Here is a 23,921-nt window from a genome sequence, read left to right as displayed (position 1 = left end):
GTGCCTCCTGTCCGAAGCACATAAGCCCATATTCCCGGCCCAGCAGAACCGGAAACACATTTCGTGAATGCGACTACGCGTTACGGAGAGGTGACTGTGCGTCCCGCCGATCGGGCGTACTTGACCCCGCCTTGGTTCATTACCTCTGCTACAGAGGTAATGTCGGTGAGGTGGAACAGGAGACCTTCCCCGAGGAGCTGGCGGACGCGCTCGTCGGCGTCCAGCGGCTGATCCGGCGCAGGCTGCGCCGGGAGATGCCCGCCCCGCCGCTGCGCACGGCCGAGGTGGAGCTGCTGCGGCTGGTCGCGCAGCGGCCCGGCATCGGGATCTCGGAGGCGGCCAAGGAGCTGTACCTGGCGGGCAATTCGGTGTCCACGCTGGTCAACCAGCTGGCCCGGCAGGGCTATCTGGTGCGCGAGACGGACCCGGCCGACCGGCGCGCCGCCCGACTGCTGCCCACCCCCGCGGCCGAGGCCCGGCTCGGCGAATGGCGCAGACGGCGCGCGGATCTCGTACGGCGCCAGGTGTCCCGCCTCGACGAGGTGGACCGCGAGACGCTGCTCGCGGCGGTCCCGGCGCTGCGCAGACTGTCCGACACCCTGCGCGAGGAGGCGGAACGCCCATGACACGACACGCCGACCAGGCCGTGGACTGCACCGGGCTCGCCTACGCCTTCGGTGAGACCAACGCGGTGGACGGGCTCGACCTGACGGTGCGCGAGGGCGAGGTCTTCGGGCTGCTCGGTCCCAACGGCGCCGGAAAGACCACCGCGATCCGCTGCATCACCACCCTCCTGCCGGTGCCCGCCGGCATGGTCCGCGTCTTCGGGCACGACGCCGCCGACGACCGTATGGCCGTACGCCGGCTGCTCGGCTACGTCCCGCAGCAGCTGTCCGCCGACGCGGGCCTCACCGGCCGCGAGAACGTCGCCCTGTTCGCCCGCGTCTTCGACGTGCCCCGCCGCGAACGCGCCGCACGGGTGGGCCAGGCCCTGGCCGCCGTCGGCCTCGGCGACGCCGCCGACCGGCTCGCGGGCACCTACTCCGGCGGCATGGTCCGCCGCCTCGAGCTCGCCCAGGCCCTGGTCAGCGCGCCCCGGCTGCTGATCCTCGACGAACCGACCATCGGCCTCGACCCGATCGCCCGCACCGGAGTGTGGGAGCACATCGGCGCCGTGCGCGCCGCCACCGGCATGACGGTCCTGGTCACCACCCACTACATGGACGAGGCCGACCAGTACTGCGACCGGGTCGGCCTCATGCACCACGGCCGCATCCGGGCCCTCGGCACCCCGGCCGAGCTCAGAGAGGGGCTCGGCGCCCGCAGGCGCGCCGCGGGGGCGGCCGACACCGACCCGCTGCCCACGCTGGAGGACGTCTTCCGCGACATCGCCGGCAGCGGACTCGACGAGAGTTCAGGAGACTTCCGCGATGTCCGAAGCACCCGCCGCACCGCCCGCCGCGTCGGCTGACCGGGCCCACCCCGGCGGCATCGACCTGCTGCTGCGGCCGCCCGTGCCCCGCGCCGGCTGGCGGGTGCTGCCCGCCCGCGTCGCGGCCATGTGCGCCGTCGAACTCCAGAAGCTGCGCCACGACCGCACCGAGCTGTACACCCGCGCGGTCCAGCCCGCCCTCTGGCTGCTGATCTTCGGCCAGACCTTCACCCGCATCAAGGCGATCCCCACCGACGGCATCCCCTACATCGACTACCTCGCCCCCGGCATCATCGCCCAGTCCGCGATGTTCATCGCCATCTTCTACGGCATCCAGATCATCTGGGAGCGCGACGCCGGCATCCTGAACAAGCTGCTCGTCACCCCCACCCCGCGCTCGGCCCTGATCACCGGCAAGGCGTTCGCGGCCGGGGTGAAGTCCCTGATCCAGGCCGTCGTCGTGATCGTCATCGCCGCGCTGCTCGGGGTCGCGCTGACCTGGAACCCGCTGAAGCTGCTCGGGGTCGGCGCGGTCGTCGTCCTCGGCTCCGCCTTCTTCTCCTGCCTCTCGATGACCATCGCCGGCGTGGTCCTCAGCCGCGACCGGCTGATGGGCTTCGGGCAGGCCATCACGATGCCGCTGTTCTTCGGCTCCAACGCCCTCTACCCGCTGTCCGTGATGCCGGGCTGGCTCCAGGCCGTCAGCAAGGCCAACCCGCTCAGCTACCAGGTGGACGCCCTGCGCGGCCTCCTCCTCGGCGCCCCCGCCCACCTCGCGCTCGACTTCGCCGTCCTGCTCGTGGCCGCCGCGCTCGGCATCGCCGCGGCGTCCTCGCTGCTGGGCCGACTGGCTCGCTGATCTTGGCGCGGAACGTGATGTGCGGCACGTGCGTGAATGCCTCCGGACAGCCCCGACGTCGATTCTTCCTGCCCACGGCTTGATCGGTGATCAAGGGTGCGAATGGGCTGGCCACAGCGCATTCTGCTCATTTGACAGTGCACTGAGCACAAAGATAGGAAGCAGCTCTCTGGGTCGAGAGGTGGATTGTGTACGAGCCGAACGTGGTCGGGGACTGGCACGAGTACGACGAGCATGCCGGTCTGCGTGTCCGCGTCCACGGCCTGGCAGCCGCGGAGCCGCCGCGCGGACGGGACGACGCCGCCGAGGGGCTGACGTACTTCAGGCTCCGGGTCACCGTCGAGAACCGCGGCGAGCGGCACCTCGGCATCCACCTGGAGGACGGCCAGATCGACGTGCGGATTGGCGGCGACGGCGAGGCCGCGTTCATCGACTGGCGCAACTCGCAGTTCATCGAGGGCTTCGACGTCTACCCGCTGCGCCGGGCCACCGCCGTGCTGTACGCGGCCGGCCCGGAAGCGAGCCTGAGCCAGGTCGACGTGCAGATCCAGCTGCGGGTCGAGGAGGAGTGGGCGGACCGCCGGCTGTGGACCGGCGGCCTCGGCCTTCAGGAGGGTTGCGCCGGCGCCCACGCCGCCGCCCTGCGGGACGGCCTCGCGCTCCAGGTCAGCAACTTCCTGCGGGACCAGGCCGAAGAGGGCACCGCCTGACGCGCGAGCCCCTTCGGGGTCGGTCGGCTCAGTGCGGGATGCCGTCGATGATCTCGCGGGCGCCCTGACGCAGCAGCGCCACCGCGACCGACGTACCCAGCGTGGCCGGATCCAGTCGGCCGGCCCACTCGTGGGCGTTCAACCTCGTCTTGCCCTCCGGGGTGAACACACAGGCCCGCAGGGACAGCTCGCCGCCCCGGTCCACGCGCGCGTACCCCGCGATCGGGCTGTTGCAGTGCCCCTGCAGGACGTGCAGGAACATGCGCTCGGCGGTGGCCTCCCGATAGGTGTCCGGGTCGCCGAGGCCGCTCACGGCGTCGATGAGCTCGCTGTCGCCCTCCCGGCACTGCAGCGCGAGGATGCCCGCGCCGATCGGCGGCATCATCACCTCGGGGGAGAGGACCTCGCTGATCACGTCGGTCCGCCCGATGCGCTCCAGGCCGGCCACCGCCAGCAGGAGCGCGTCCGCATCACCGGCCGCGAGCTTCTCCAGCCGCCGGTTGGCGTTGCCGCGGAACGGCACGCACTGCAGGTGCGGGTGGGTGGCCGCCAGCTGGGCGACCCGGCGCACCGAGGAAGTGCCGATCCGCGTGCCGGCCGGCAGCTCGTCCAGCGTGAGCCCGCCGGGGTGGATGAGTGCGTCCCGGATGTCGTCCCGCTTCAGGAACGCGGCGAACGTCGTTCCCGCGGGCAGCGGCCGGTCGGCCGGGATGTCCTTGACGCAGTGCACGGCGAGGTCGGCCTCGCCCGCCAGCAGCGCGGCGTCGACCTCCTTGGTGAACGCGCCCTTCCCCTCGACCTGGGACAGGTCGCCCATCCACTTGTCACCGGTCGTCTTCACGGGCACGACCTCGGTGCGCACACCCGGGTGCAGGGCCGCCAACTCGGCGCGGACGCGCTCCACTTGGGCGAGCGCCATCGGCGAGTCGCGGGAGACGATGCGGATCAGTTCAGGGACGGACATGCGGACACGATAGACCGTCACAACTCCGCACTCGTACGCCTCGGCCCGATTCCCGCCCCGTCCCCCTGGGCCCCCTGCTCAGCGGCCTGGCCGCTGTTGGTCCCCCCCGTTTCGTCGGCCCCCGCCGTGCCCGGCAGAGTGATTCCGACCATCACGGCCGTTCCGGCCACCGCTATGGCCGCACCCGCCACCACTTTGCCCAGATGGCGGTGCACTATCTTGCGCACATCTTCCCCCTACTCCCCGTACGTCCCCGGGAGTACGTGTCGGCCCCACTGGTACGCCCTTATTGGCATATCCGCGTCTGCACTGGTCGCCCGGTAAGAGGGAGCCAAGTCATAGGTGGTTCCATCACTTTCGGGGAGACTCGACGCCAAGGCGCCCCCGGCGGCGCGCTCCAGCTGAAAGAGTCGTGTCCATGCAGGTCTGGCCTGGAGAGGCATATCCACTCGGTGCCACCTACGACGGCGCCGGCACCAATTTCGCGGTCTTCTCGGAGGCCGCGGACCGAGTAGAGCTGTGTCTGCTGCACGACGACGGCTCGGAGACGGCGGTGGAACTGCGGGAGAGCGACGCCTTCGTGCGGCACGCGTACGTGCCGGGCGTCATGCCAGGACAGCGGTACGGCTTTCGGGCGCACGGCCCGTACGCCCCGGAGCGGGGCCTGCGCTGCAATTCGGCGAAGCTGCTGCTCGATCCGTACGCCAAGGCGATCAGCGGCGCGATCGGCTGGGGCGAGGAGGTGTACGGCTACCACTTCGACGAACCGGGCCGGCGCAACGACCTCGACTCCGCCCCGCACACGATGTCGTCGGTCGTGGTCAACCCGTACTTCGACTGGGGCGACGACCGCCGCCCGCGCACCGAGTACCACCACACGGTGATCTACGAGGCCCATGTGAAGGGCCTCACGATGCGCCACCCGGGGCTGCCCGAGGAGCTGCGCGGCACCTATGCCGCCCTCGCGCACCCCGCGGTCATCGAACACCTCACCGAGCTGGGCGTGACGGCGCTGGAGCTGATGCCGGTCCACCAGTTCGTGAACGACCACCGCCTGGTCGACATGGGCCTGAACAACTACTGGGGCTACAACACGATCGGCTTCTTCGCCCCGCACAACGCCTACGCCTCCTGGGGCGACCGCGGCCAGCAGGTCCTGGAGTTCAAGTCGGCGGTGCGGGCGCTGCACGAGGCCGGCATCGAGGTCATCCTCGACGTGGTCTACAACCACACCGCCGAGGGCAACCATCTGGGCCCCACGCTGTCCTTCCGGGGCCTGGACAACCCGCAGTACTACCGCCTCACCGACGACCCGCGCTACTACATGGACACCACCGGGACAGGGAACTCGCTGCTCATGCGGTCCCCGCACGTGCTCCAGCTGATCATGGACTCGCTGCGCTACTGGGTCACCGAGATGCACGTCGACGGCTTCCGCTTCGACCTCGCGGCGACCCTGGCCCGCCAGTTCCACGAGGTGGACCGGCTGTCGTCGTTCTTCGACCTGGTGCAGCAGGACCCGGTGGTCTCCCAGGTGAAGCTGATCGCCGAGCCGTGGGACGTGGGCGAGGGCGGCTACCAGGTGGGCAACTTCCCGCCGCTGTGGACCGAGTGGAACGGCAAGTACCGCGACACCGTACGGGACCTGTGGCGCGGTGAGCCGCGCGCGGTGGCGGAGTTCGCGTCCCGGCTGACCGGCTCGTCCGACCTGTACCAGGATGACGGGCGGCGCCCGCTGGCCTCCATCAACTTCGTGACCTGCCACGACGGGTTCACGCTGCAGGACCTCGTCTCGTACAACGACAAGCACAACCATGCCAACGGCGAGGACAACCGCGACGGCGAGAGCCACAACCGCTCCTGGAACTGCGGGGCGGAGGGCGAGACCGACGACCGGGGAGTCCTGGAGCTGCGCGCCCGCCAGATGCGCAACTTCGTCGCGACCCTGATGCTGTCCCAGGGCGTGCCGATGATCAGCCACGGCGACGAGTTCGCACGCACACAGCGCGGCAACAACAACGCGTACTGCCAGGACAGCGAGCTGGCGTGGGTGCAGTGGCCGCAGGACGGCTCCGCCGGGCAGGGCGGCGAGGCGGCCGAGGAGGGGCTGCCTCGTGAGCTGCTCGCCTTCACGCGCGCGATGGTGTGGCTGCGGCGGGACCATCCGGTCTTCCGCAGGCGGCGCTTCTTCCACGGGCGGCCCGTGGAGGGCACGCACGACGACCTGTCGGACATCGCCTGGTTCACCCCGCAGGGCAACGAGATGACCCAGCGGGACTGGGACCGGGCGCAGGCGTCGGCGCTGTCGGTGTTCCTCAACGGCAACGCGATCTCGGAGCCGGGCGCGCGCGGGGAGCGCATCGCCGACGACTCGTTCCTGCTGATGTTCAACGCTTCCCCGAAGACCCTCGACTTCGTCGTGCCGGTCAATCACGGCCGTCAGTGGCAGGTGGTCGTCGACACCGCCCGCACGGACGGGGTGCCGCCCGGGACGGGAGCGAAGGTGCAGGCCGGGGACCGGCTGACGTTGGTGGACCGCAGCATGGCGGTGTTGCAGCGGCCGGTCTAGGACGGTGTGCTCGGCCGTTCGCCGGGCACACGCGCGTGGACGTGGATTTCGGCGGTGCGTCGGGCGTATGACCCCGGGTGCGCCGTCAACGCGATCAGGCAGGCGAGCGCCGCGGCGAGGCTCGCCGCCCCGAAGGCCGCCGTGGGGCCGTACGACTCGGCCAGGCGGCCGGTGACGGCGACCGCGAGAGCCTGCCCGCCGACCAGCGCGCTCGTCGCGAACGCCATCGCCTCGGCCAGCCGCGCGGGCGGCACCACGCGCTCGGTGAGCCCGAAGACCGTGATGAGGTGCGGGGCGTAGGCGACGCCGAGGACGGTGACGGTGGCGTAGAGGGCGGGCAGCGCGTCGGTCCACAGCAGGGGCAGGGACAGCGCGCAGGCGGCCGCCGTGGCCGCGCGCCAGCGTGCGGTCGTCCCGATGCGGGCGGGCACGGCAGCCATGGAGAGCCCGGCGACAGCGCTCATCACTCCCATGGCGGCGTACACGAGCCCTGCCTGGTCCGGCCGGCCGAGTCGCTCGGTGAGGGCGGTGATGCCGGCCTGGCAGGCACCGAACATGGCGCCTTGGAGGGCGAGGGCGGCCAGGAGGGGGTGGACGGCGCGGGGTATGCGGGTCGGGTCGGCGTCCTTCGGCCCTGGCGGGGTCGTCGCGGCGGCGTCTGACCGTCGTCCGGCCGGCGTGCCGACGTGCCCGGGCCGGGTCACCACGGCCACAGCGGTCCGGTGCAGCGCGAAGCCGGTTCCGCACAAGGCCACCAGCACCGCCGCACCACCCAGCGCGTAGCCCGGATGTGCCACTACCGCCGCCAGGCCCACCAGGGCCGGACCCAGGACGAAGGAGATCTCGTCGAGGGTGCTCTCGAAGGACAGCGCGGCACCCACCGCGGTGTCGCGCACCCCGGCCCGGCGGGCGAGCGCGACCAGCCGGGCGCGGGCCAGCGGGCCGATCTGCGGCACCGTGGCCCCGGCGCAGGCCCCGAGCGCGGCCAGAACACCCATGGGCAGCCCGGCAAGCGCCCCGGCGACCAACCCGGCGATCGCGAGGGCGTTGGCGAGGGAGAAGACGAGCACGACCGGTCGCTGTCCATGCCGGTCGGCGAGCCGGCCCGCCAACGGGCCGCAGGCCACCTGCCCGAGGGCGAGCGCGCCGCCGGTCAGTCCCGCCGCGGCCAGGGAGCCGCTGGTCCGCGCGACCAGCAGCACGCTGCCGAACTGGATCGTGGCGGTCGGCAGCCGCGCCAGGAAGGACACGACCGGTAGCAGCGGCCCGGTCAGGCCGATCACCTCGCGATAGGTCCCGAACGCCCCGCGTCGTCCCACGGTCCCCCTCTTCCTCGTCTCTCCGACGCTAGGCACGCGCGTGGGCCCACGTGGAGGGGACGATGACACGAAGGGCGGCGGGGCGGGTACGTAGGTTTCCATGACACCTGAGCGACCTGACCCGACGGTGCCGACGGCCACCTACCGGTTGCAGCTCCAGCCCGCGTTCCCGTTCGGGGCCGCGGCGGCGGCCGTGCCGTACCTGGCCTCGCTCGGCGTCTCGCATCTGCATCTGTCCCCCGTCCTGGAGGCGGTCCCGGGGTCGGCGCACGGCTACGACGTCGTGGACCACGCGCGCGTGCGCGAGGAACTCGGCGGCGAGGAGGGGCTGCGCGCGCTGGCGCGCACCGCGCGGGAGCACGGTCTGGGTCTGGTGGTGGACCTGGTGCCGAACCACATGGCCATGACCCCGCGCCACAACCGCGCCCTGTGGGAGGTACTGCGCGAGGGCCCCGATTCGCCGTACGCGCGCTGGTTCGACATCGACTGGGAGGCGCAGGGCGGCCAGGTGCTGCTGCCGGTGCTGGGGCACCCGCTCGGCGAGGAGCTCGGCCGGCTGGAGGTGGACGGCGACGTCCTGCGCTACTACGACCAGGTCTTCCCGCTGCGCGAGGGCACCGGGGAACTGCCGCTGCCCCAGCTGCTGGACGCGCAGTGGTACCGCCCGACGTGGTGGCGGCTGGCCCGCACCGAGCTCAACTACCGGCGGTTCTTCAGCATTTCGGAGCTGATCGGGGTGCGGGTCGAGGACCCGGAGGTGTTCGAGGCCACGCACGCGAAGGTCCTCCAGCTGCTGCACGAGGGCGTGATCGACGGCCTGCGCATCGACCATCCCGACGGCCTCGCCGACCCCGACGGGTACCTTCGGCGCCTGAACGAGGCGACCGGCGGGCGCTGGACGGTCGTGGAGAAGATCCTGTCCGACGGGGAGCACCTGCCCGCCTCCTGGCCGGTCGCGGGCACCACCGGCTACGACGCCCTGCGGCACGTCGACGGCCTCTTCACCGACCCGGCGGGGTTCGGCGAACTCCTCGGCCTGTACCGGCGGTTCGCGGCCCCGCAGACGGACCGGGGCGGCGACTGGGAGGCGACGGTGCGGCGGGCGGCGTACAAGGTGCTCACGCACGAGCTGGCCGCGGAGGTCGACCGGCTGACCCGGGTGGCGAGCCGGGTGTGCGCCACGTCCCCGGAGCCCGCGCTGCGCGACCGGGCGCCCTGGGCGCTGCGGACCGCGCTGCAGGAACTCCTCGTCCGGCTGGAGGTCTACCGGCCCTACGGCTGCGGTGACGCGGCCCGGGTGGTCACCGAGGAGGCCGCGGCCGAGGCCCGGCTCGCGTTCGTCGTGCCGGAGGAGGCCGGTGCCGTCGATGTCGTGCGCGAGCTGGTGCTCGGGCGGGCCGGGGACGGACCGGACCACCTGGAGTTCCGGACGCGGTTCGCGCAGACGGCGTCGGCGCTGCGGGCCAAGTCCGTGGAGGACACGGCGTTCTACCGCTATGTGCCGCTGCTGTCGGCGACCGAGGTGGGCGGGAACCCGGGGAGCCCCGCCGCCGCGCCCGAGGCGTTCCACGACTACTGCGCGCGCGTGCAGCGCGACTGGCCGGCGACCGGGACGGTCATGTCGACGCACGACACCAAGCGCAGTGCCGACGTACGGGCCGCGCTGGCCGTGCTCACCGAGTGCCCGGAGCGCTGGGCGGACGTCCTGACGGAGGTGACCCTCGACGGCGAGGGTGTACCGGACGCGCAGGTGGCGTGGGCCGCCTGGCAGACGGTGTTCGGGCTGGGCGAGGCGGACGCGGAGCGCGTTCAGGGGGCGCTGCTGAAGCATGTGCGTGAGGCCGGGCTGTTCACCAGCTGGACGGAGCAGGAGCCGCCGTACGAGGAGGCGGTGGCGGCCTTCGTCGCCGCGGGGCCGTGCGGGACGCCGGGCGAGCGCGTGGCGGCCTTCCGCGGCGCCCTGGAGCCGCACATCCGGGCGAACATGCTGGGCATGGCACTGACCCAGCTCACGATGCCGGGCGTCCCGGACCTCTATCAGGGCACGGAGGGCGAGTACCGGGCTCTGGTCGATCCGGACAACCGCCGGGCCGTGCGCTTCCCGCCCGAGGACCCGGGTGTGAAGGGCGCGATGACGACGGCGGCGCTGCGGCTGCGCTCGCGGCGCCCCGAGGTGTTCGGCGACTCGGCGACGTACGCGCCACTCACCGCCGAGGGACCGGCGGCCGCCCACTGTGTGGCCTTCGTGCGGTCCGGGGAGGTGCTCACCGCGGTGACACGGCTGTCGCTGCGGCTGACGCGGTCGGGAGGCTGGCGCGAGACGCTGCTGCCGCTGCCGCCGGGGCGGTGGGCCGATGTGCTGGCTCCGGAGCGGGAGTTCACGGGGCACGCGCGCGTGGAGGAGCTCTTCGAGCCGCTGCCGGTGGCGTTGCTGGAGCGGGTGGGCGGGCAGGAGACGGGGTGAGSTGGGTGCGTGGCGTCGGGCGCGACCTGACCGCCACCGCGCGCTCTGGGCGTGTAAGGGTTTCTCGCACGCCGCGGGATCGTCCTGGCGACCGGCTCGGGCCCGCGTGCGCTCCGGGAGTTCGGGTGCGGCGCCCGGCGCGTGGCGACGAGCGGCGGGGGCGCCCTTCACGCCGTGCTCCCCGCGCCCATAAGGGCAGGCGAACGCGGTGCGCTGCCCCGCCCGTACGGATCCGGCCCGCCCGCTGACGTCAACCGCCGCGATCTTTGAGCGGTGAATGCATCTGGGCGCCCCCGGGAGGCTCCCCCGTCAACTCCTTGACACGTAAACCAGACCATGGGGTACTGCGAATTGCGAAGCCGGGCGGAAGTGACGGGGGTGAGTCTCCTGCCGGAGCTGCGCTACCCCACCCTTGCCGAACTGGTGCTGTCCGCCCGCGCACTGGCCGCCCACCGACCCGCGCTGTGCACACTGAGACAGGTGGGGGCCTCCCGGGCGGGCAGACCCCTTCACCTGTTGTCCATCGGCCATGCCCGGCGTGCCGTCCTGGTGGTCGCCGGCGCGCACTCCAACGAGCCCACGGGCGGCTCCACCCTTCTCGCCGTCGCGGAACGGGTGCTGCGCGAGCGCGAGTTGCGGGCCGACATCTCCTGGCACTTCCTGCTGTGCGCGGATCCCGACGGGGCGAGCCTGCACATCACTCCGGCCCCCCGCACCCTGTTCGACTACCACCTCGGCTTCTTCCGGCCCGCGGCCCCGGAGCAGCCGGAGTGGGCACCCGCCGCGCTGCCGCCGGACCGGCTGCCGCCCGAGACGCGCGCGCTGACCCGGGTCATCGACGAGCTGCGCCCCTACCTCCAGGTGACCCTGCACGGCACGGACCTGGGCGGCAGCTGGGTGCAGTTGACGAAGGACGTACCCGGACTCGCGGAGCCGTTCGCGAAGTCCGCGGCGGAGCTGCACATCCCCGTGGAGACCGGCGCCTCGGACGCGGCGGGCTGGCCCGCGGCCGGGCCCGGGGTGCATGTGATGCCGGCGCCGGGCGCGGGCGCGGCGTATCCGAGCATGCCGGACGACGCACGCAGCAGCACCTGGTACCACGTGCACCGGTACGGCGGGCTCACCGCGGTCGTCGAGGTGCCGATGTGGGCGAGCGACCTGGTGGACGACCCCGCTCCGCATCCGGATCCGGCCAGGGCGATGCGGCGGCTGGGGGCCCGGCTGCGGCGGGACTCGGTGGAGGTGGAGCGTGTGCTGGCCGAGGCGCTGCCCCGGCTGGACGGCGTCGACGGGCCCCTGTTGCGGGCCGCGAAGTGGGCGCTGGAGCTGACCCCGGGTCTGGCCGCCGACTGGACGCACACGCCGCCCGCCGGCGACACCATGGCGTACGTCGGAAGCGTGGACGCCTTCGGGCGCCGGCTGCCGCTGCGGGCGGCGGCCATGCTGCTGCGGGTCCTTCAGGAGACCGACGACCGTGGGGCACCGCGCCTGGAACACCTGGTGGCGACCTGGAGCGACGCCTTCGCGGAACGTTTCCGCGCGCGCTGGGTGCCCCTGGAGAACCAGGTCGAGCACCAGTCCCGCACGGTCGTCGCCGCGGCGCTGCACGCGCGCGGGCGAGCGGCCTGAGCCGAACCGCCGCACACGCGCGTGCAGCCCCGGTGCCCTGGATCCGTGCCCAGGGCCCGGTGCCGTACGGCGTCAGCGGTCCACCGCGAACACCGCCCCTGTCTGCGCCGCGAGCCCGCATCCGTTCGAGAACGTCTCCCGGTAGTCGACCGGTTGCCCGTTCCACTCCCCGCGCGCGTGGGCGGTCACCGGCGCGTAGATCATCGGGCAGAAGGCGTCCTTCTTCCTCAGCCGGCTGATGTCGCCGCCCACCCGGTCGAGGTCCGCGCAGGCGTCGGCCGCCCGTGCGTGACCCCGCGGCGGGTCGCACAGCAGCAGGTTGCCGGGCGTCTCACCATGGCGGCCGTCGCCGCGGGTGACCGTGACGAAGAGCCAGTTGCCGGAGTCGGAGTCCTGAGCCGTCGCCGGCGGCGTGGTCGCGCCGAGGGCGAGGGCGGCGGCTGCGGCGAGCAGGCCGCCTCGTACCGCTGAGATGCTTCGCGTCATTCCCGGTGTATCGGCACGGCCGCCCCGGCATTCCACCCCGCCTCACCCGAACGGGAGCACGCGGGCGCGTGCCGCCCGGCGAGTTCGAACGCGGCGAGCACCACGCGCGCCTGGTACTCCACCTGGCGGGCGACCGGTATCCAGTGCGCCCCGCAGCCGTCCCGGTAGTCGTCGCACCACTCGTCGATGAGCCGGTCCAGCTCCGGCAGCGCCCCGGCCGGATCGCGCCCGGCACCCGTCACGAGCTGGTGCAGCAGTCCGGCGGTCCGCAGGGCGAGACGCCGCCCGGCGATGCGCAGGGCCGCCAGGTGGGCGGTGCTGAGCGGGGGCAGGGCGTGCACGCCGACGGGGTCCTCGATGTCGGGGTCCCAGGTGTCGGCCAGCCCGGGGCAGACCAGTAAATAGTCGTCGACCGGGGCGAGCAGCCGGGCCGTCTCCGGCCCGGCCGGGAGGTGCGGCCGCAGGCGCTCCAGCAGCCGTTGCAGGACGCCGGTGTCATGGCGGAGCGTGTGGCTCACCATCCGCAGGACCGTTTCCTCATCTGCGGGCGGCGCACCGTCCTCCACCGCCGCCACACCCCACATCGGAGCCTCGACCACGGCCGTGACCGTGCCGTGCCGGTGCGGATGGAACCAGGTCGACTCCACGGCCGCCTCGGTGATGGCGGCGGCCAGATCGCCCCGGCGGGGCCTCGGGATCCGGTAGACGGCGGGGCCCAGCTCCGGCCAGTACAGGGTGTCGTAGGGGCCTCGTTCGCGCGGGATGCCGAGGCGGGCGGCGCAGTGCGCGACGCGCTGGGCGAGGCCGGGCAGGTCGTGGGTCAGCTCGACGAAGCCGCCGCCGACGTCGACGCCGTGCAGGGAGCACTGCAGGAAGGGCCGCAGTTCGTCCTGGAGGTCGAGCAGGGCGCGGGTCTCGGGCAGGGTGGCGGCGTCCGCGCCGTCGGGCAGCCATTCGGGCTGTTCCAGGAAGCCCGGCCGGAAGAAGTGCCGGAAGTAGCCGCCGAGGGCGTACGGGCCGCGCAGCCAGCCCTCGTTGCGGCGCAGGCCGTCGGGGTCGAGGCACAGCAGCAGGTTCCAGGTGGCGTCGGCGCCCTCGTGCAGGCGGGGGTCGGCGAGCACCCGTTCGGCCAGCCGCAGCACGGTGCCGCCGCCCACCGGCTCATTGGCGTGCGGGCCGGCCACGACGAGGGCCTGGCGGCTGCCGTGGCCCACGGACAGCAGCCACAGCGGCGTGCCCGCGCGGGAGGTCCCCACACGGCGCAACCGGGTGTCACGGGGGCGGCGGGCGACAAGTGCGGCCGCCCGGGCGCCGAGCTCGTCGACGGTCGGGTAGCGGAGGAGTGGCGGCAGGGCACACCTCCACAATGTGGTGCCGTCGATTCACCTGGTGTGCATGGTGTACGCACAGTCAGTCACGAGTTGACGACTACGTCAACACCGCGAAAGGCAAAGGGACTTACGTCGACGTGTCGGGCCGGGCCGGGCCCGAAGCCGTGGTTCCGCTCAGGTCACGGCGAGGCGGAACGACATCCGGCCGAAGCCGACCTGATCGCCCTCGCGGACCACGACGGCGCCGATCACGCGTCGGCCGTTCACGGTGGTGCCGTTGGTGGAGCCGAGGTCACGCAGGACCCAGATGCCGCCCTGCTGACTGAGCTCGGCGTGCACCCGGGACACCGTCTCGTGGGTCAGCCGCAACCCGTTGGCGGGGTCCCGGCCTATCCGGAGCGGATGACCGGACGCGGGGTGGGGCAGCAGCAGCTTGGGCAGCCGCTCGGCCTGCCAGGCCCTGCGCAGCCGTACGGTGAAGCCGGAGATCGCCTCGACGGTGCCGAACACCACGCGCGACAGACGGCTCTCGGAGGGCAGGTCGGCGGTGAGCACGGCGAGCTCGTCCGAGCGCTGGGCGGCCAGGGCAAGTTCCATGCGGCGCACGAACGTGTCGTGCGACAGCCGGCCCATGGCGACGCCCTCACGCAGCACCTTCAGCGCCTTGTCGCGCTCCGCGTCGGACAGCCGCGCGGGGTACGTGTTGAACTCGAAGGACGACGTCACGGTGCTGATTGTCGGTCAGTGGCTCCCGGGTGTCCAGAAAACGGCGCGATGGCCACCACGCGCACGTGATCGGCGCAACCCTCGGCGACACCCGCCGCAAAAGGGAAGATTCAAAAGCGGATTGATCTCGTTTGAAGCACCATGGACGGGCTACATCACGGTGAGCAGACGAAGGGGAACCGTCCGTGCAGTTCGAGGTGTGGGCACCGCAGGCCGACCGTGTGACGCTCCATTGCGAGGGCGCCACGCGCGCGTTGGAGCGCGATCCCGATCGCGCGGGATGGTGGTGGGGGGAGGAGGAGGCGCGGGACGGGACGCGGTACGGCTTCGCGCTCGACGACGGCCCCGCACTGCCCGATCCGCGCTCGCGCCGCCAACCGGACGGCCCGGACGGGCTGAGCGCGGTCGTCGACCACGCGGGCCACGCGTGGCATAGGGAGTGGGCGGGCAGGCCGCTGCCCGGAGCCGTGCTGTACGAGCTGCACGTCGGCACGTACACGCCTGAGGGCACGCTGGACGCGGCGGCCGAGCGGCTCGGGCATCTCGTCGAACTGGGCGTCACCCACGTCGAGTTGATGCCGGTGAGCCCCTTCCCGGGGCGGCACGGCTGGGGATACGAGGGCGTCTCCCTGTGGGCCGTGCACGAGCCGTACGGCGGGCCCGAGGCGCTGAAACGCTTCGTCGACCGGGCGCACGAACTGGGCCTGGGCGTGGTCCTCGACGTGGTGCACAACCACTTCGGACCGTCCGGGAACTATTTGCCCGTCTTCGGCCCCTACCTCACGGACACGCATCAGACGCCCTGGGGCGCCGCCGTCAACCTGGACGCGCCCGGCTCGGACGAGGTGCGCGACTACCTCGTGGGGAGCTCACTGGCCTGGCTGCGGGACTACCGGATCGACGGGCTGCGGCTGGACGCCGTGCACGCGTTGAAGGACACGCGCGCGTGCCACTTCCTGGAGGAGCTGTCGACGGCCGTCGACGCGCTCTGCGCCGAGCTGGGCCGGCCGTTGTCCCTGATCGCAGAGTCGGATCTGAACGATCCCCGGCTCATCACCGCGCGCGAGGAGGGCGGCCTCGGTCTGCACGCGCAGTGGAACGACGACTTCCACCACACCCTGCACACCGCGCTGACCGGCGAGTCCCAGGGCTACTACGCCGACTTCGCGCACGCCCCCATGGCGGGCCTCGCCAAGACCCTCACCGGCGGCTACTTCCACGACGGCACGTATTCCAGCTTCCGGGGCCGCCGCCACGGGCGCGCCCTGGACCGTACGCGCGTGGCGGCGCACCGCCTCCTCGGCTACGGCCAGACCCACGACCAGGTCGGCAACCGGGCCCAGGGCGACCGGCTCGCGGCGACCCTCTCCCTCGGCCTGCTGGCCTGCGCGGCCACGCTCACGCTGACCGCGCCGTTCACGCCGATGCTGTTCATGGGCGAGGAGTGGGCCGCGAGCACGCCCTGGCAGTTCTTCACCGACCACACCGATCCGGAGCTCGCCGACGCCGTACGGCGGGGCAGGCGGCGGGAGTTCGCGGCGCACGGCTGGGCCGAGGAGGACGTGCCCGATCCGCAGGACCCGGCGACCCGGGAGCGCTCCTGCCTCGACTGGTCCGAGCTCGGCAGCGAGCCCCACGCGCGCGTGCTCGCCTGGTACCGCCGCCTCATCGCCCTGCGCCACGAGCAGCCGGACCTGACGGATCCCGACCTCGCCGACACCCGGGTGGCCTACGACGAGCAGGAGCGCTGGCTCGCCTTCCGCCGCGGCGACGTACGTGTGGCCGTCAACCTCGCCAAGGAACCGGCGGCGATCCCGCTGGGTCCGCGCAAGGCGGACGTGCTGGCGGCGTGGGAGCCCGTGGAGGCACCGGGCGCGGACGGGGTGCTCCAGGTGCCCGGGGAGTCGGCTGTGGTGCTGTTGCAGGGGTGAGCGGCGTCGGGGCCCAGGGCCTGTCGTTCGGATCAGGCCGGCTGAGAGAGGCTGCGCCTTTCAGTCGACCCGAGCGGGGCGATGGGGGTGCCCCCGCGCGAGCCGAGCGAAGCCGGTTCGAGCGTGGGGGTGCGTGCAGCTGCAAGGCGGAGGAGGGCGGCGACGCGATGGGGTCCCCCCCGCGCGAGCTCGTTCGAGCGTGGGGGAGTCGGCGACCGACGACAACGCGGCTGGGGGTCCCCCCTGCTCGTAGAGTTTTGGGGAGGGCGTGCCAGGCGCCGCGACGCCGGGATGATCCAAACGACAGGGCCTAGCGCTCGTCGTCCCCGTCGTCGTCCTCCCTGAGCTCCGTCACCCGCTCCAGCAGGATCGCCTCCCAGGCCACGTGCAGCTGCGTCCTGAGCAGCGCGAGGGGCGTCTCGCCCTTGCCGTCGAGGCGGGCCGCGAGGTTGATCACCGCGTCGCAGCGGGCGAGCCACAGGCCGCGCAGGCAGGGGCGGGCGCCGTAGCCGGCGAGGGTGGCGGCACGGACGGCGGCCGGGGAGCCGACGGCGCGGGCGAGTCCGGCGATGTCCTCGGCCGGGTCGCCGAGGACGGTGTCGGCCCAGCCGAGGACGCCGCGCACCCGTCCGTCGGCGCTGACGACCAGGTGGTCGCCGGTGAGGGCGTGGTGGACGAGGACGGCGGTGCCGGGCTGGGCGGCGAGCTGGACGGCGGCCTGGTGGGCGAGCTGGCGCAGCCGCGTGGCGTCGAACTCGTCGGCGTCGGCCAGGCGCGCGGCGGCGCTTTCGGCGGTCCGGCGCAGCGCCTCCAGCGAGCGCGGTGCGGTGCGTGGCACGCCGAGCGTGTCGGCCTGCCGTACCGGGACCTCGCGCAGCCCCGTGAGCAGCCCGGCCAGGTCGGCCTCCCCGACCGCGGAGACGTCGTGCTCCGCGCCCGACCCGCCGGGGACCTTGGTGTCCAGGGTGTAGGTCAGCCCGGGCGCCCACTCGCCGTAGGCGACGCTCGTGGGCACCGCGACCGGGACGTGCGGCCTGACGAGGTCGCGCAGGCGCAGTTCGCGGCGCCGGCGGACGGCCGTCTCGCGGTCGGTGGCGAGGCGCAGCACATGGCGGGTGCCGACCCACCAGGTGGCGGGTTCGGCGCCCGGGGAGGCAGGCCGGACCTCGGGGCCGGCCGAGTCGTCCACGCCGTCCTTGAGCAGGGAACGGACCAGTCGGCGGACGGTGTCCGCGGTGGGTGTCGGTGCCTGGGTCATGGTCGCGCCGTCGTCGCTCGGGGGTCTACGGGGGCTCCTTGCTCCGGGGTCGGTCGCCCGGTCAGCCGACTATGACCAGCTCTCGGGTCGTGTCGTTGAGGCGCCGGCCGCCGTTCTCGGTGACCGTCACGATGTCCTCGATGCGCACTCCGAAGCGGCCGGGCAGATAGACGCCGGGCTCCACCGAGAAGCACATGCCGGGCACGAGCGGCTGCTCCTCGCCCTCGATCATGTACGGCGGCTCGTGCGTGGTGACGCCGATGCCGTGCCCGGTGCGGTGGATGAAGTACTCGCCGTACCCGGCGTCCGCGATGACCGCGCGGGCGGCCCGGTCGACCTCCTGGCAGGCGACGCCGGGCCGGACCGCGCGGAAGCCCGCCTCCTGGGCCTCACGGACCAGGTCGTGGACCCGGCGCTCCTCGTCGGTGGGTACGCCGACGTGGACCGTGCGGGAGGTGTCGGAGCCGTAGCCGTCCCTCAGGCCGCCGAAGTCGAGGACGACCATGTCGCCGTGTTCGATCACACGGTCGCCGACCTCGTGGTGCGGGTTGGCGCCGTTCGGGCCGGAGGCGACGATCGTGAAGTCGACCTGGGAGTGGCCGAAGCGGCGTAGCAGGTGGGCGAGGTCGGCGGCTACCTCGGACTCGCGACGGCCGCCGAAGGGAACGTTCCGGATCTCCTCGAACGTTGCGTCAGCGGCCGCACCCGCGGCCGCCAACAGCTCCAGCTCGGCGGCGTCCTTGACGGCGCGCAGCATCGGCAGGGCGTCGGTGAGGGAGGCGTACGAGGTGCCGGGCAGCGCCCGCTGGAGGGCCAGCAGGTGCATCGCCCAGGTGTTGTCGCTGATGCCGAAGCGACCGCTCGCGTCGAGGAGGGCCGCGCCGGCGGCGTAGGGGTCCTGGCCGTCGGTCCAGTCGCGCAGGGTCAGGCCGGGCGCGCCGGAGGCTTTCGCGGCGTCCGGGGCCTCCAGGGCGGGGACGACGAGGACGGGGTCCCGGCCGGGGACGAGGACCAGCAGGGTGAGCCGCTCGGTCTCGGCGGTGGGCGCGTAGCCGGTGAGCCACACCATGTCCGGGCCGGGTGCCACCAGGAGCCCGGCCAGGCCCGCGTCGGCGGCCGCCCGCGCGGCGCGCTCCATACGGGCTCGGTAGTCGTCGGCGGTGAAGGGCGCGGGTGCGGTGCCGGTCATCCGGGCCTCCCTGGGCGCGTGAAAGGACTACGGGCAGCATCCTGCCCGCACGCGAGGGGCTGCGCGAGCCGGTCGGCGGGTCTTTGGAGCCGCTGCTCCGGCACGGCTCAGCCCTCCAGGGCCATGCGGACGCCGAGGAGCAGCAGCACGCCCCCGGAGACCTGTTCCAGGCGCCGGCGCACGCCCGCGCGGGACAGCACGGACTTCAGCCGGCCGACGAACCAGACGTACAGGCCGTAGTAGCCGACCTCGTAGACCGCCCAGAGCGCGGCGAGGCCGACCATGGCCGGCAGGTGCGGGGCGCCCTGGGGTACGAACTGCGGCAGGAAGGACATCGCGAAGACGGCCGCCTTGGGGTTGGCGAGGTTGAGCAGCAGCCCGCCGCGGTAGGAGGCCCAGCCGCTCTTGGCGGTGGCCTCCCACGCGCCCTCGTCAGCGCCCTTGGCGCGGCTCGCCTGCCGCAGGGCCTGGATGCCGAAGCCGACGAGGACGACCGCGCCGACGATGCGGATCACGTCGAGGCCACCTCTGACGCGGTCAGCAGCGCGGTCAGGCCGAGCGCGGCGACCACGCCCCAGATGAAGACACCCGTCTCGTTGCCCAGCACGGTCAGGAAGCCGGAGCGTCTGCTGTGCAGCGACTGCTTGATGATCAGCACCGTGCTCGGACCGGGCGACGCGGCGACGAGGGTGCAGGCCCCCAGGAAGGCGAGGAGAGTGGTCGGCATGGGGTCATCGTGGCCCTGCCGGCGGAACGTGACCAGTGGTTTTCACGGACTTGCGCAGGACTTCGGGCGCTCAGACGACGACGCCCGGGACCACCGTCAGCTGCTGGTAGCCGCCGCCGCGATGGCGCACCGTCAGGGTGGCCTCGTCGCCCGGACGGGCCGCGGCGACGGCTCGTGCGAGGTCGGCGGCCGAGTCGATGCGGGTCCGGTCGAACGCGAGGAGTACGTCGCCCCGGACCAGCCCGGCCGTGTACCCCGGTCCCGGGACGTGGACGCCGACGATGACGGCGCCCGGTTTCTCGGCGTCCACGGCCTCCACGCCGAGCGTGGCGACGGCGGCCGGGGACGGCGCGGAGCTCGGTGCCGAGGACGGCGAGGTCGAGGAGCCGGGGTGCGCGGAGGTGGCCGGGCCGCCGGGGGTGCCCGGTCCGGCCCGCTTCTGCAGCTCGGCGAGTCGGCTCATGCCGATCACCGTGGCTCCCAGGGTGCCGAGGCCGACCCCGGTCAGGATCAGGACCGTCCCGGCCAGCAGGGCGCACAACAGGGTGGTGAGCCGTCGGCCCCGACGCCGGGGCGCGGCATGCGGACGCCGTGCGCCGGGGCCGGACGCCGCCTCGTCACCTGGGCCCTGACCAGGCATGGGCTTGGGTCGCAACGCAGTCTGTTCCATCGGATCGCCTCCGGCTGGTGACTACCCTGCGCACCGGCGCACAACGAGCCACGATCGAGTGAGACTGACCAGTGGTCAAGAACGGGAAGCCATAGGCATCCTGGCTCGGGCCCCTTCGGCCAGCACCGCCGCGAGCGTCGCCGCCGCTGCGCCGAGTGCCCCCGTGTGCACCAGTTCCGTCCGGTGCACGACACGCGGCTGCGTCACCGGGACGGCGACCGTGCCGGGCACTGCGGTCGCCGCCGAGTGCGGCAGCAGGGTCAGGCCGTGGCCGGCGGCCGCGAGGGCGATGAGGGTGCGGATGTCGGTGCCGTCGTAGCGCAGGGCGGGCCGGAAGCCGTGGCCGCCGTTCGCCGCGCGGAGGTGGGTGAGCGGCAGGCCCGTGTCGGGGGCGTCGAGCCAGCGTGCGTCGGCGAGGTCGCCGAGGCGCAGGCCTGGGCGCCGGGCGAGCGGGTGGGTGGCGGGCAGCAGGACGCAGACCAGCTCCTCTCCCACGCCGTGCGTGGTCAGCGGGGCCACGTCGGGCAGCCGCAGCGGGTCGCTGGGGGCGGCCAGGCCGTCGACGAGGCCGAGGTCCGCGGTGCCGGTGGCGACGGCCACGGGGACCTCGTCGCGGGCCAGTACGCGCAGGGTCACGCCGGAGGCCGGGAGCGCTGCGAGGACGCGGGGTCCGAGCGCGGTCGGCGCGGTCGCGAGCGTCAGTCCGTGGTCGGGCACGGCCGCCATCCGTACGACGTCCGCCCGGGCCGCCTCCAGGCGCAGCAGCAGCGGGCTCGCGTGTTCGAGGAGTCGCTCGCCCGCGGCTGTGGGCGCCACGGGGCGACGGGTGAGCAGGGGTGCGCCCAGGTCCTGTTCGAGCGCGGCGATGTGCTGGGACACCGCCGACTGGGTGTAGCCCAGTTCGCGCGCGGCCTCGGAGAACGAGGCGAGGCGGGCGACGGTGACGTAGGTGCGCAGCAGGTGCGGGTCCATGCGGGACAGCATTCCGTACCGCATCAGATGTGCTTATCGACGATCCAGAAATCATCGTTGGACGTGAACTCCGGGCCGCGCCGAGGATGAGCCCATGACGAACACCGCCGCTCGGACGGCCAGGCTCGCCCTGGTCGGGGACCGCTCCCCCAACGTCGCCTCGCACACGCGCGTGCCCCGCCTGCTGGACGCCCTCGCCGAACGCGACCGGCTCGTCCTCGACGCCTACTGGATCCCTTCGCAGGACGCGGAGGCGGACGACGCGGTGCGCGGGTTCGACGCGGTCTGGGTGCTGCCGGGCAGCCCGTACCGCAGTGAGACGGGTGTGCTGTCGGCGATCCGCACCGCGCGCGAGGAGGGCATCCCGTTCCTCGGCACATGCGGTGGCTTCCAGCACGCTCTCCTCGAGTACGCCCGTGACGTGTGCGGACTGACCCGGGTCGCCCACGCCGAGAACGACCCCGACGCCGACGACTTCCTCATCGAACCCCTCGCCTGCTCGCTGGTCGGCCACGAGGCGGTCGTACGCATCGAGCCCGGTTCGCTCGCCCAAGCCGCGATCGGCTCGGAGCGGACCGTAGAGCGGTACTTCTGCGCGTACGGCCCCTCGCGCCACCTCGACACCCTGCGCGCGCACGGACTGCGCTTCACCGGGCACGACGAGGACGGTCACGTCCGGATCGCCGAACTGCCCGGCCACCCCTTCTTCCTGGCCTCGCTCTTCCAGCCGGAGCTGTCCGGCGACGGCTCGCGCCCGCACCCGATGATCCGGGCGCTGGCGGGAGCCGCGGTCGGGCACGCGGCGCGGAAGGCCGGCATGCGCGCGTGACGCACCGAAAATCCGCCACGCGCGCGTACATCAGCCCGTGTGTCCCCCGTGGCCGCCGTGTCCGGCGCCGTGGTCGAACTTCAGGGCCTCGGGGGGCATGACGACGAAGGGCCGCATCATGCCCATGTCCTCGTGTTCGAGGAGGTGGCAGTGGTACATGAACCGGCCGTACGCGCCGTCGAACCTGCCCATCACGCGCAGCATCTGGTTCCCGGGCACCCGGAAGACGTCCTTGTAGCCGAGCTCGTTGGGCGCCAGCGGGATCGCGGTGCCGGCGTCGTGACGGATCGGGCTGCGGGTGCCGCCGACGGCCGGGTCGAAGCCGGAGGCGTCGTAGGCGTCGCGGCCGAGCACCTGGAAGTCGGCCAGGTGGATGTGCATGGGGTGGACGATCGGCGCGAGGTTGAGGAAGCTCCACTGTTCGTGGCTGCCCTCGGCGATGGTGAAGCCCAGGCCGTCGTTGAACGTGCGGGCCGTGCGCCGGTAGGTCTTGGTCTTCCCGTCCGCTCCGGTGACCTGGATGACGCCCTCGGTGGGGACCTGGATGTCGCCCGGGTTCTCGACCTCCGTCATCTCCCAGATCTCCGGGTGGCCGCCGCCGCCCTTGGTGGCGGGCGGGGTGAGGACGATCAGCCGGTGACCGTGCTCGATGTCGTGCGTCAGCCGGCGGAAGGAGCCGGAGAGCACCTCGGGCAGTTCGAAGGTGTCGGTCTCGCAGCTCTCGCCGACCCGGAACTCCATGACCGCCGGATAGCGCACGTCACCGGCGGGGTCGGACACGCCGGGCGGCTGGTTGCGGCCCTTGTTGACCAGGCGGAGCCGGCGGCCCGCGAGGCCGCGGAAGTCGACGAGCAGGTCGAAACGCTCGGCCGGGGCCGCGGTCAGCGTGGGCAGCGCGCCGTCGAAGTCGACCGGGACCGGGCGCGGCAGCAGCCCGCCGTCGCTGCCGATCTGGTGGACGATGCCCGGGACCGGGTTGTCGTCCTCGTCGACCAGGACGAGGTCGTAGATGCGCGCGTTGGACGCGTTGACCAGCCGGAAGCGGTACCAGGCGGCGTCCACGTCGGCGTACGGCCAGATGCGGCCGTTGACCGTGGTGTACGGGCCGCTGAACGGGATGGAGACCGGCTTGCCCGTCTCCGGGTTCTGCTGCTGGACGATCAGTGTCTTGTGCAGCAGGCGGCCGTTGAGCCGGCCGTCCTCGTCGGTGTCGAGGTTGCGGTCGGCGAGCAGCAGCGGGATCTCTCGCTCCCCGCAGGGCAGTTGGAGGGCGTCCTCCTCGTCGTCACGGACGAGGTAGGTGCCGTACAGGCCCGTCATCACGTTCCACCGGGTGATGTTCATCGCGTGGTCGTGGTACCACCACTGCACCGCCTGGTGGTCGTTCGGATACTCGGACAGCTGGGCGTCCCCGAATCCGACCGCGTTGTCCGCCCACCCGTCATTGCCGCCGCCCGTCTGGGCGCCGTGCAGATGGGTCACCGACCAGGCGGGAAGCGCGGCGACGTCCTTGTTCGGCTCGGCTCCCCCACGGCCGGGCTCGGTGTTGGCCTGCGGGCGGCCGTCCGTGCGCAGCGGCACCTCCACCGAGGTGACCGGGTACTCGCTGTCCTTGGGGATGCGGTTGGTCCAGGCGATACGCACGCGCTGTCCGCGCCGCACCTCGATGGTCGGACCCGGCACCTGGCCGTCGTACCCCCACATCAAGGTCGGCGGGAGCTGCGGGTGCAGGCGCACCCAGGTCGGGCGTAAGGCGATCTCGGTCTCGTGCAGGACGTCTTCGGAGGCCGCCCGCAGGCCAACACCGAGCCCGGCCGTGGGGGAGCCGAGCCGAACAAGGACGTCGCCGCGCTTCC

At 73.0% G+C, this 23,921-nt stretch carries 19 protein-coding genes and 2 pseudogenes; 9 read left to right on the top strand and 12 right to left on the bottom strand.

From position 1 onward, the window contains the following. Positions 1-170: 170 nt before the first annotated feature. From EAO75_RS28630 to EAO75_RS28615, 4 genes are all read left to right on the top strand, one after another. Entirely contained in the window at positions 171-626 is a 456-nt protein-coding gene (locus EAO75_RS28630; RefSeq protein WP_147997871.1) for a MarR family winged helix-turn-helix transcriptional regulator, read from the top strand. Further along, positions 623-1,471 carry an ABC transporter ATP-binding protein gene (locus EAO75_RS28625; protein ID WP_147997870.1) on the top strand — a complete coding sequence of 283 codons (849 nt, stop codon included), beginning with the start codon at positions 623-625 and terminating at the stop codon, positions 1,469-1,471. Before EAO75_RS28630 ends, EAO75_RS28625 begins: the two co-directional genes overlap by 4 nt. Further along, positions 1,431-2,291 (top strand): ABC transporter permease, encoded by an 861-nt coding sequence (locus EAO75_RS28620; RefSeq protein ID WP_147997869.1) that lies wholly within the window; start codon positions 1,431-1,433, stop codon positions 2,289-2,291. The genes EAO75_RS28625 and EAO75_RS28620 overlap by 41 nt, the downstream gene beginning before the upstream one ends. 188 nt (positions 2,292-2,479) lie before the next feature. Next, positions 2,480-3,001 (top strand): hypothetical protein, encoded by a 522-nt coding sequence (locus EAO75_RS28615; RefSeq protein WP_147997868.1) that lies wholly within the window; start codon positions 2,480-2,482, stop codon positions 2,999-3,001. Between the two features lie 28 nt (positions 3,002-3,029). Here the strand turns inward: EAO75_RS28615 and hemC are convergent, their stop codons facing one another. After that, complete coding sequence (gene hemC / locus EAO75_RS28610) at positions 3,030-3,965, bottom strand: hydroxymethylbilane synthase (RefSeq protein ID WP_147997867.1); 936 nt, start codon at positions 3,963-3,965, stop codon at positions 3,030-3,032. A 44-nt stretch (positions 3,966-4,009) separates the two neighbouring features. Beyond that, positions 4,010-4,192, bottom strand: a pseudogene (locus EAO75_RS48675) (Tat pathway signal sequence domain protein); the annotation flags it as partial. A gap of 191 nt (positions 4,193-4,383) precedes the next feature. On the opposite strand from EAO75_RS48675, the gene glgX reads away from it, so the two are divergent. Continuing rightward, entirely contained in the window at positions 4,384-6,534 is a 2,151-nt protein-coding gene (gene glgX, locus EAO75_RS28595; RefSeq protein ID WP_147997866.1) for a glycogen debranching protein GlgX, read from the top strand. On the opposite strand, the gene EAO75_RS28590 is transcribed toward glgX, so the two are convergent. Continuing rightward, a complete protein-coding gene (locus EAO75_RS28590; protein WP_261989437.1) occupies positions 6,531-7,853 on the bottom strand; it encodes an MFS transporter in 1,323 nt (440 codons plus the stop codon). The two genes, glgX and EAO75_RS28590, sit on opposite strands and share 4 nt — an antisense overlap. 100 nt (positions 7,854-7,953) lie before the next feature. Here EAO75_RS28590 and treY point away from each other — a divergent pair, with 100 nt between their 5' ends. Next, the gene (gene treY / locus EAO75_RS28585; RefSeq protein ID WP_147997865.1) at positions 7,954-10,317 is read left to right on the top strand and encodes a malto-oligosyltrehalose synthase; all 2,364 of its coding nucleotides are present in this window, start codon (positions 7,954-7,956) and stop codon (positions 10,315-10,317) included. 378 nt (positions 10,318-10,695) lie between these two features. Next, complete coding sequence (locus EAO75_RS28580; protein WP_147997864.1) at positions 10,696-11,946, top strand: M14 family zinc carboxypeptidase; 1,251 nt, start codon at positions 10,696-10,698, stop codon at positions 11,944-11,946. 72 nt (positions 11,947-12,018) lie between these two features. Here EAO75_RS28580 and EAO75_RS28575 read toward each other — a convergent pair whose 3' ends face one another. The 3 genes from EAO75_RS28575 to EAO75_RS28565 form a co-directional block, all read right to left on the bottom strand. Further along, a complete protein-coding gene (locus EAO75_RS28575) occupies positions 12,019-12,432 on the bottom strand; it encodes an SSI family serine proteinase inhibitor (RefSeq protein ID WP_147997863.1) in 414 nt (137 codons plus the stop codon). Next, a complete protein-coding gene (locus EAO75_RS28570) occupies positions 12,429-13,799 on the bottom strand; it encodes a M14 family zinc carboxypeptidase (protein WP_147997862.1) in 1,371 nt (456 codons plus the stop codon). The genes EAO75_RS28575 and EAO75_RS28570 overlap by 4 nt, the downstream gene beginning before the upstream one ends. 138 nt (positions 13,800-13,937) lie before the next feature. After that, positions 13,938-14,489 (bottom strand): FHA domain-containing protein, encoded by a 552-nt coding sequence (locus EAO75_RS28565; RefSeq protein WP_147997861.1) that lies wholly within the window; start codon positions 14,487-14,489, stop codon positions 13,938-13,940. Between the two features lie 185 nt (positions 14,490-14,674). On the opposite strand from EAO75_RS28565, the gene treZ reads away from it, so the two are divergent. Then, on the top strand, positions 14,675-16,420 hold the full coding sequence (gene treZ, locus EAO75_RS28560) for a malto-oligosyltrehalose trehalohydrolase (RefSeq protein WP_147997860.1): 1,746 nt from the start codon (positions 14,675-14,677) through the stop codon (positions 16,418-16,420). Positions 16,421-16,730: 310 nt separating this feature from the next. Here the strand turns inward: treZ and EAO75_RS28555 are convergent, their stop codons facing one another. The 5 genes and pseudogenes from EAO75_RS28555 to EAO75_RS28535 all read right to left on the bottom strand — a co-directional run bounded on the left by EAO75_RS28555 (position 16,731) and on the right by EAO75_RS28535 (position 21,236). Then, positions 16,731-17,678, bottom strand: coding sequence for an aminoglycoside phosphotransferase family protein (locus tag EAO75_RS28555; protein WP_147997859.1), 948 nt, complete (start codon positions 17,676-17,678; stop codon positions 16,731-16,733). 61 nt (positions 17,679-17,739) lie between these two features. Beyond that, positions 17,740-18,867 carry an aminopeptidase P family protein gene (locus tag EAO75_RS28550; protein ID WP_147997858.1) on the bottom strand — a complete coding sequence of 376 codons (1,128 nt, stop codon included), beginning with the start codon at positions 18,865-18,867 and terminating at the stop codon, positions 17,740-17,742. A gap of 107 nt (positions 18,868-18,974) precedes the next feature. Further along, positions 18,975-19,594 (bottom strand): annotated as a pseudogene (locus EAO75_RS28545) (LysE family translocator). Between the two features lie 70 nt (positions 19,595-19,664). Continuing rightward, positions 19,665-20,264 (bottom strand): PDZ domain-containing protein, encoded by a 600-nt coding sequence (locus EAO75_RS28540; protein WP_147997857.1) that lies wholly within the window; start codon positions 20,262-20,264, stop codon positions 19,665-19,667. A gap of 75 nt (positions 20,265-20,339) precedes the next feature. After that, complete coding sequence (locus tag EAO75_RS28535) at positions 20,340-21,236, bottom strand: LysR family transcriptional regulator (protein ID WP_147998122.1); 897 nt, start codon at positions 21,234-21,236, stop codon at positions 20,340-20,342. A gap of 94 nt (positions 21,237-21,330) precedes the next feature. On the opposite strand from EAO75_RS28535, the gene EAO75_RS28530 reads away from it, so the two are divergent. After that, positions 21,331-22,065, top strand: a complete 735-nt coding sequence (locus EAO75_RS28530) for a glutamine amidotransferase-related protein (RefSeq protein WP_147997856.1) — start codon at positions 21,331-21,333, stop codon at positions 22,063-22,065. 30 nt (positions 22,066-22,095) lie between these two features. Here the strand turns inward: EAO75_RS28530 and phsA are convergent. Beyond that, positions 22,096-23,921: O-aminophenol oxidase PhsA (gene phsA / locus EAO75_RS28525; protein ID WP_147998121.1), on the bottom strand; the 1,826-nt coding region annotated here is incomplete at its 5' end.

It is taken from the genome of Streptomyces sp. UW30, assembly GCF_008042075.1.
Lineage (GTDB): Bacteria > Actinomycetota > Actinomycetes > Streptomycetales > Streptomycetaceae > Streptomyces.
This window is presented reverse-complemented; position numbering and strand designations above follow the sequence as displayed.

Excerpts from the sequence above, each read along its gene's own strand:
- EAO75_RS28625 (WP_147997870.1), top strand. The coding sequence starts at position 623 with ATGACACGACACGCCGACCAGGCCGTGGACTGCACCGGGCTCGCCTAC.
- EAO75_RS28620 (WP_147997869.1), top strand. The coding sequence starts at position 1,431 with ATGTCCGAAGCACCCGCCGCACCGCCCGCCGCGTCGGCTGACCGGGCC.
- hemC (WP_147997867.1), bottom strand. The coding sequence starts at position 3,965 with ATGTCCGTCCCTGAACTGATCCGCATCGTCTCCCGCGACTCGCCGATG.
- glgX (WP_147997866.1), top strand. The coding sequence starts at position 4,384 with ATGCAGGTCTGGCCTGGAGAGGCATATCCACTCGGTGCCACCTACGAC.
- treY (WP_147997865.1), top strand. The coding sequence starts at position 7,954 with ATGACACCTGAGCGACCTGACCCGACGGTGCCGACGGCCACCTACCGG.
- EAO75_RS28575 (WP_147997863.1), bottom strand. The coding sequence starts at position 12,432 with ATGACGCGAAGCATCTCAGCGGTACGAGGCGGCCTGCTCGCCGCAGCC.
- EAO75_RS28555 (WP_147997859.1), bottom strand. The coding sequence starts at position 17,678 with ATGACCCAGGCACCGACACCCACCGCGGACACCGTCCGCCGACTGGTC.
- EAO75_RS28550 (WP_147997858.1), bottom strand. The coding sequence starts at position 18,867 with ATGACCGGCACCGCACCCGCGCCCTTCACCGCCGACGACTACCGAGCC.
- EAO75_RS28540 (WP_147997857.1), bottom strand. The coding sequence starts at position 20,264 with ATGGAACAGACTGCGTTGCGACCCAAGCCCATGCCTGGTCAGGGCCCA.
- EAO75_RS28535 (WP_147998122.1), bottom strand. The coding sequence starts at position 21,236 with ATGGACCCGCACCTGCTGCGCACCTACGTCACCGTCGCCCGCCTCGCC.
- EAO75_RS28530 (WP_147997856.1), top strand. The coding sequence starts at position 21,331 with ATGACGAACACCGCCGCTCGGACGGCCAGGCTCGCCCTGGTCGGGGAC.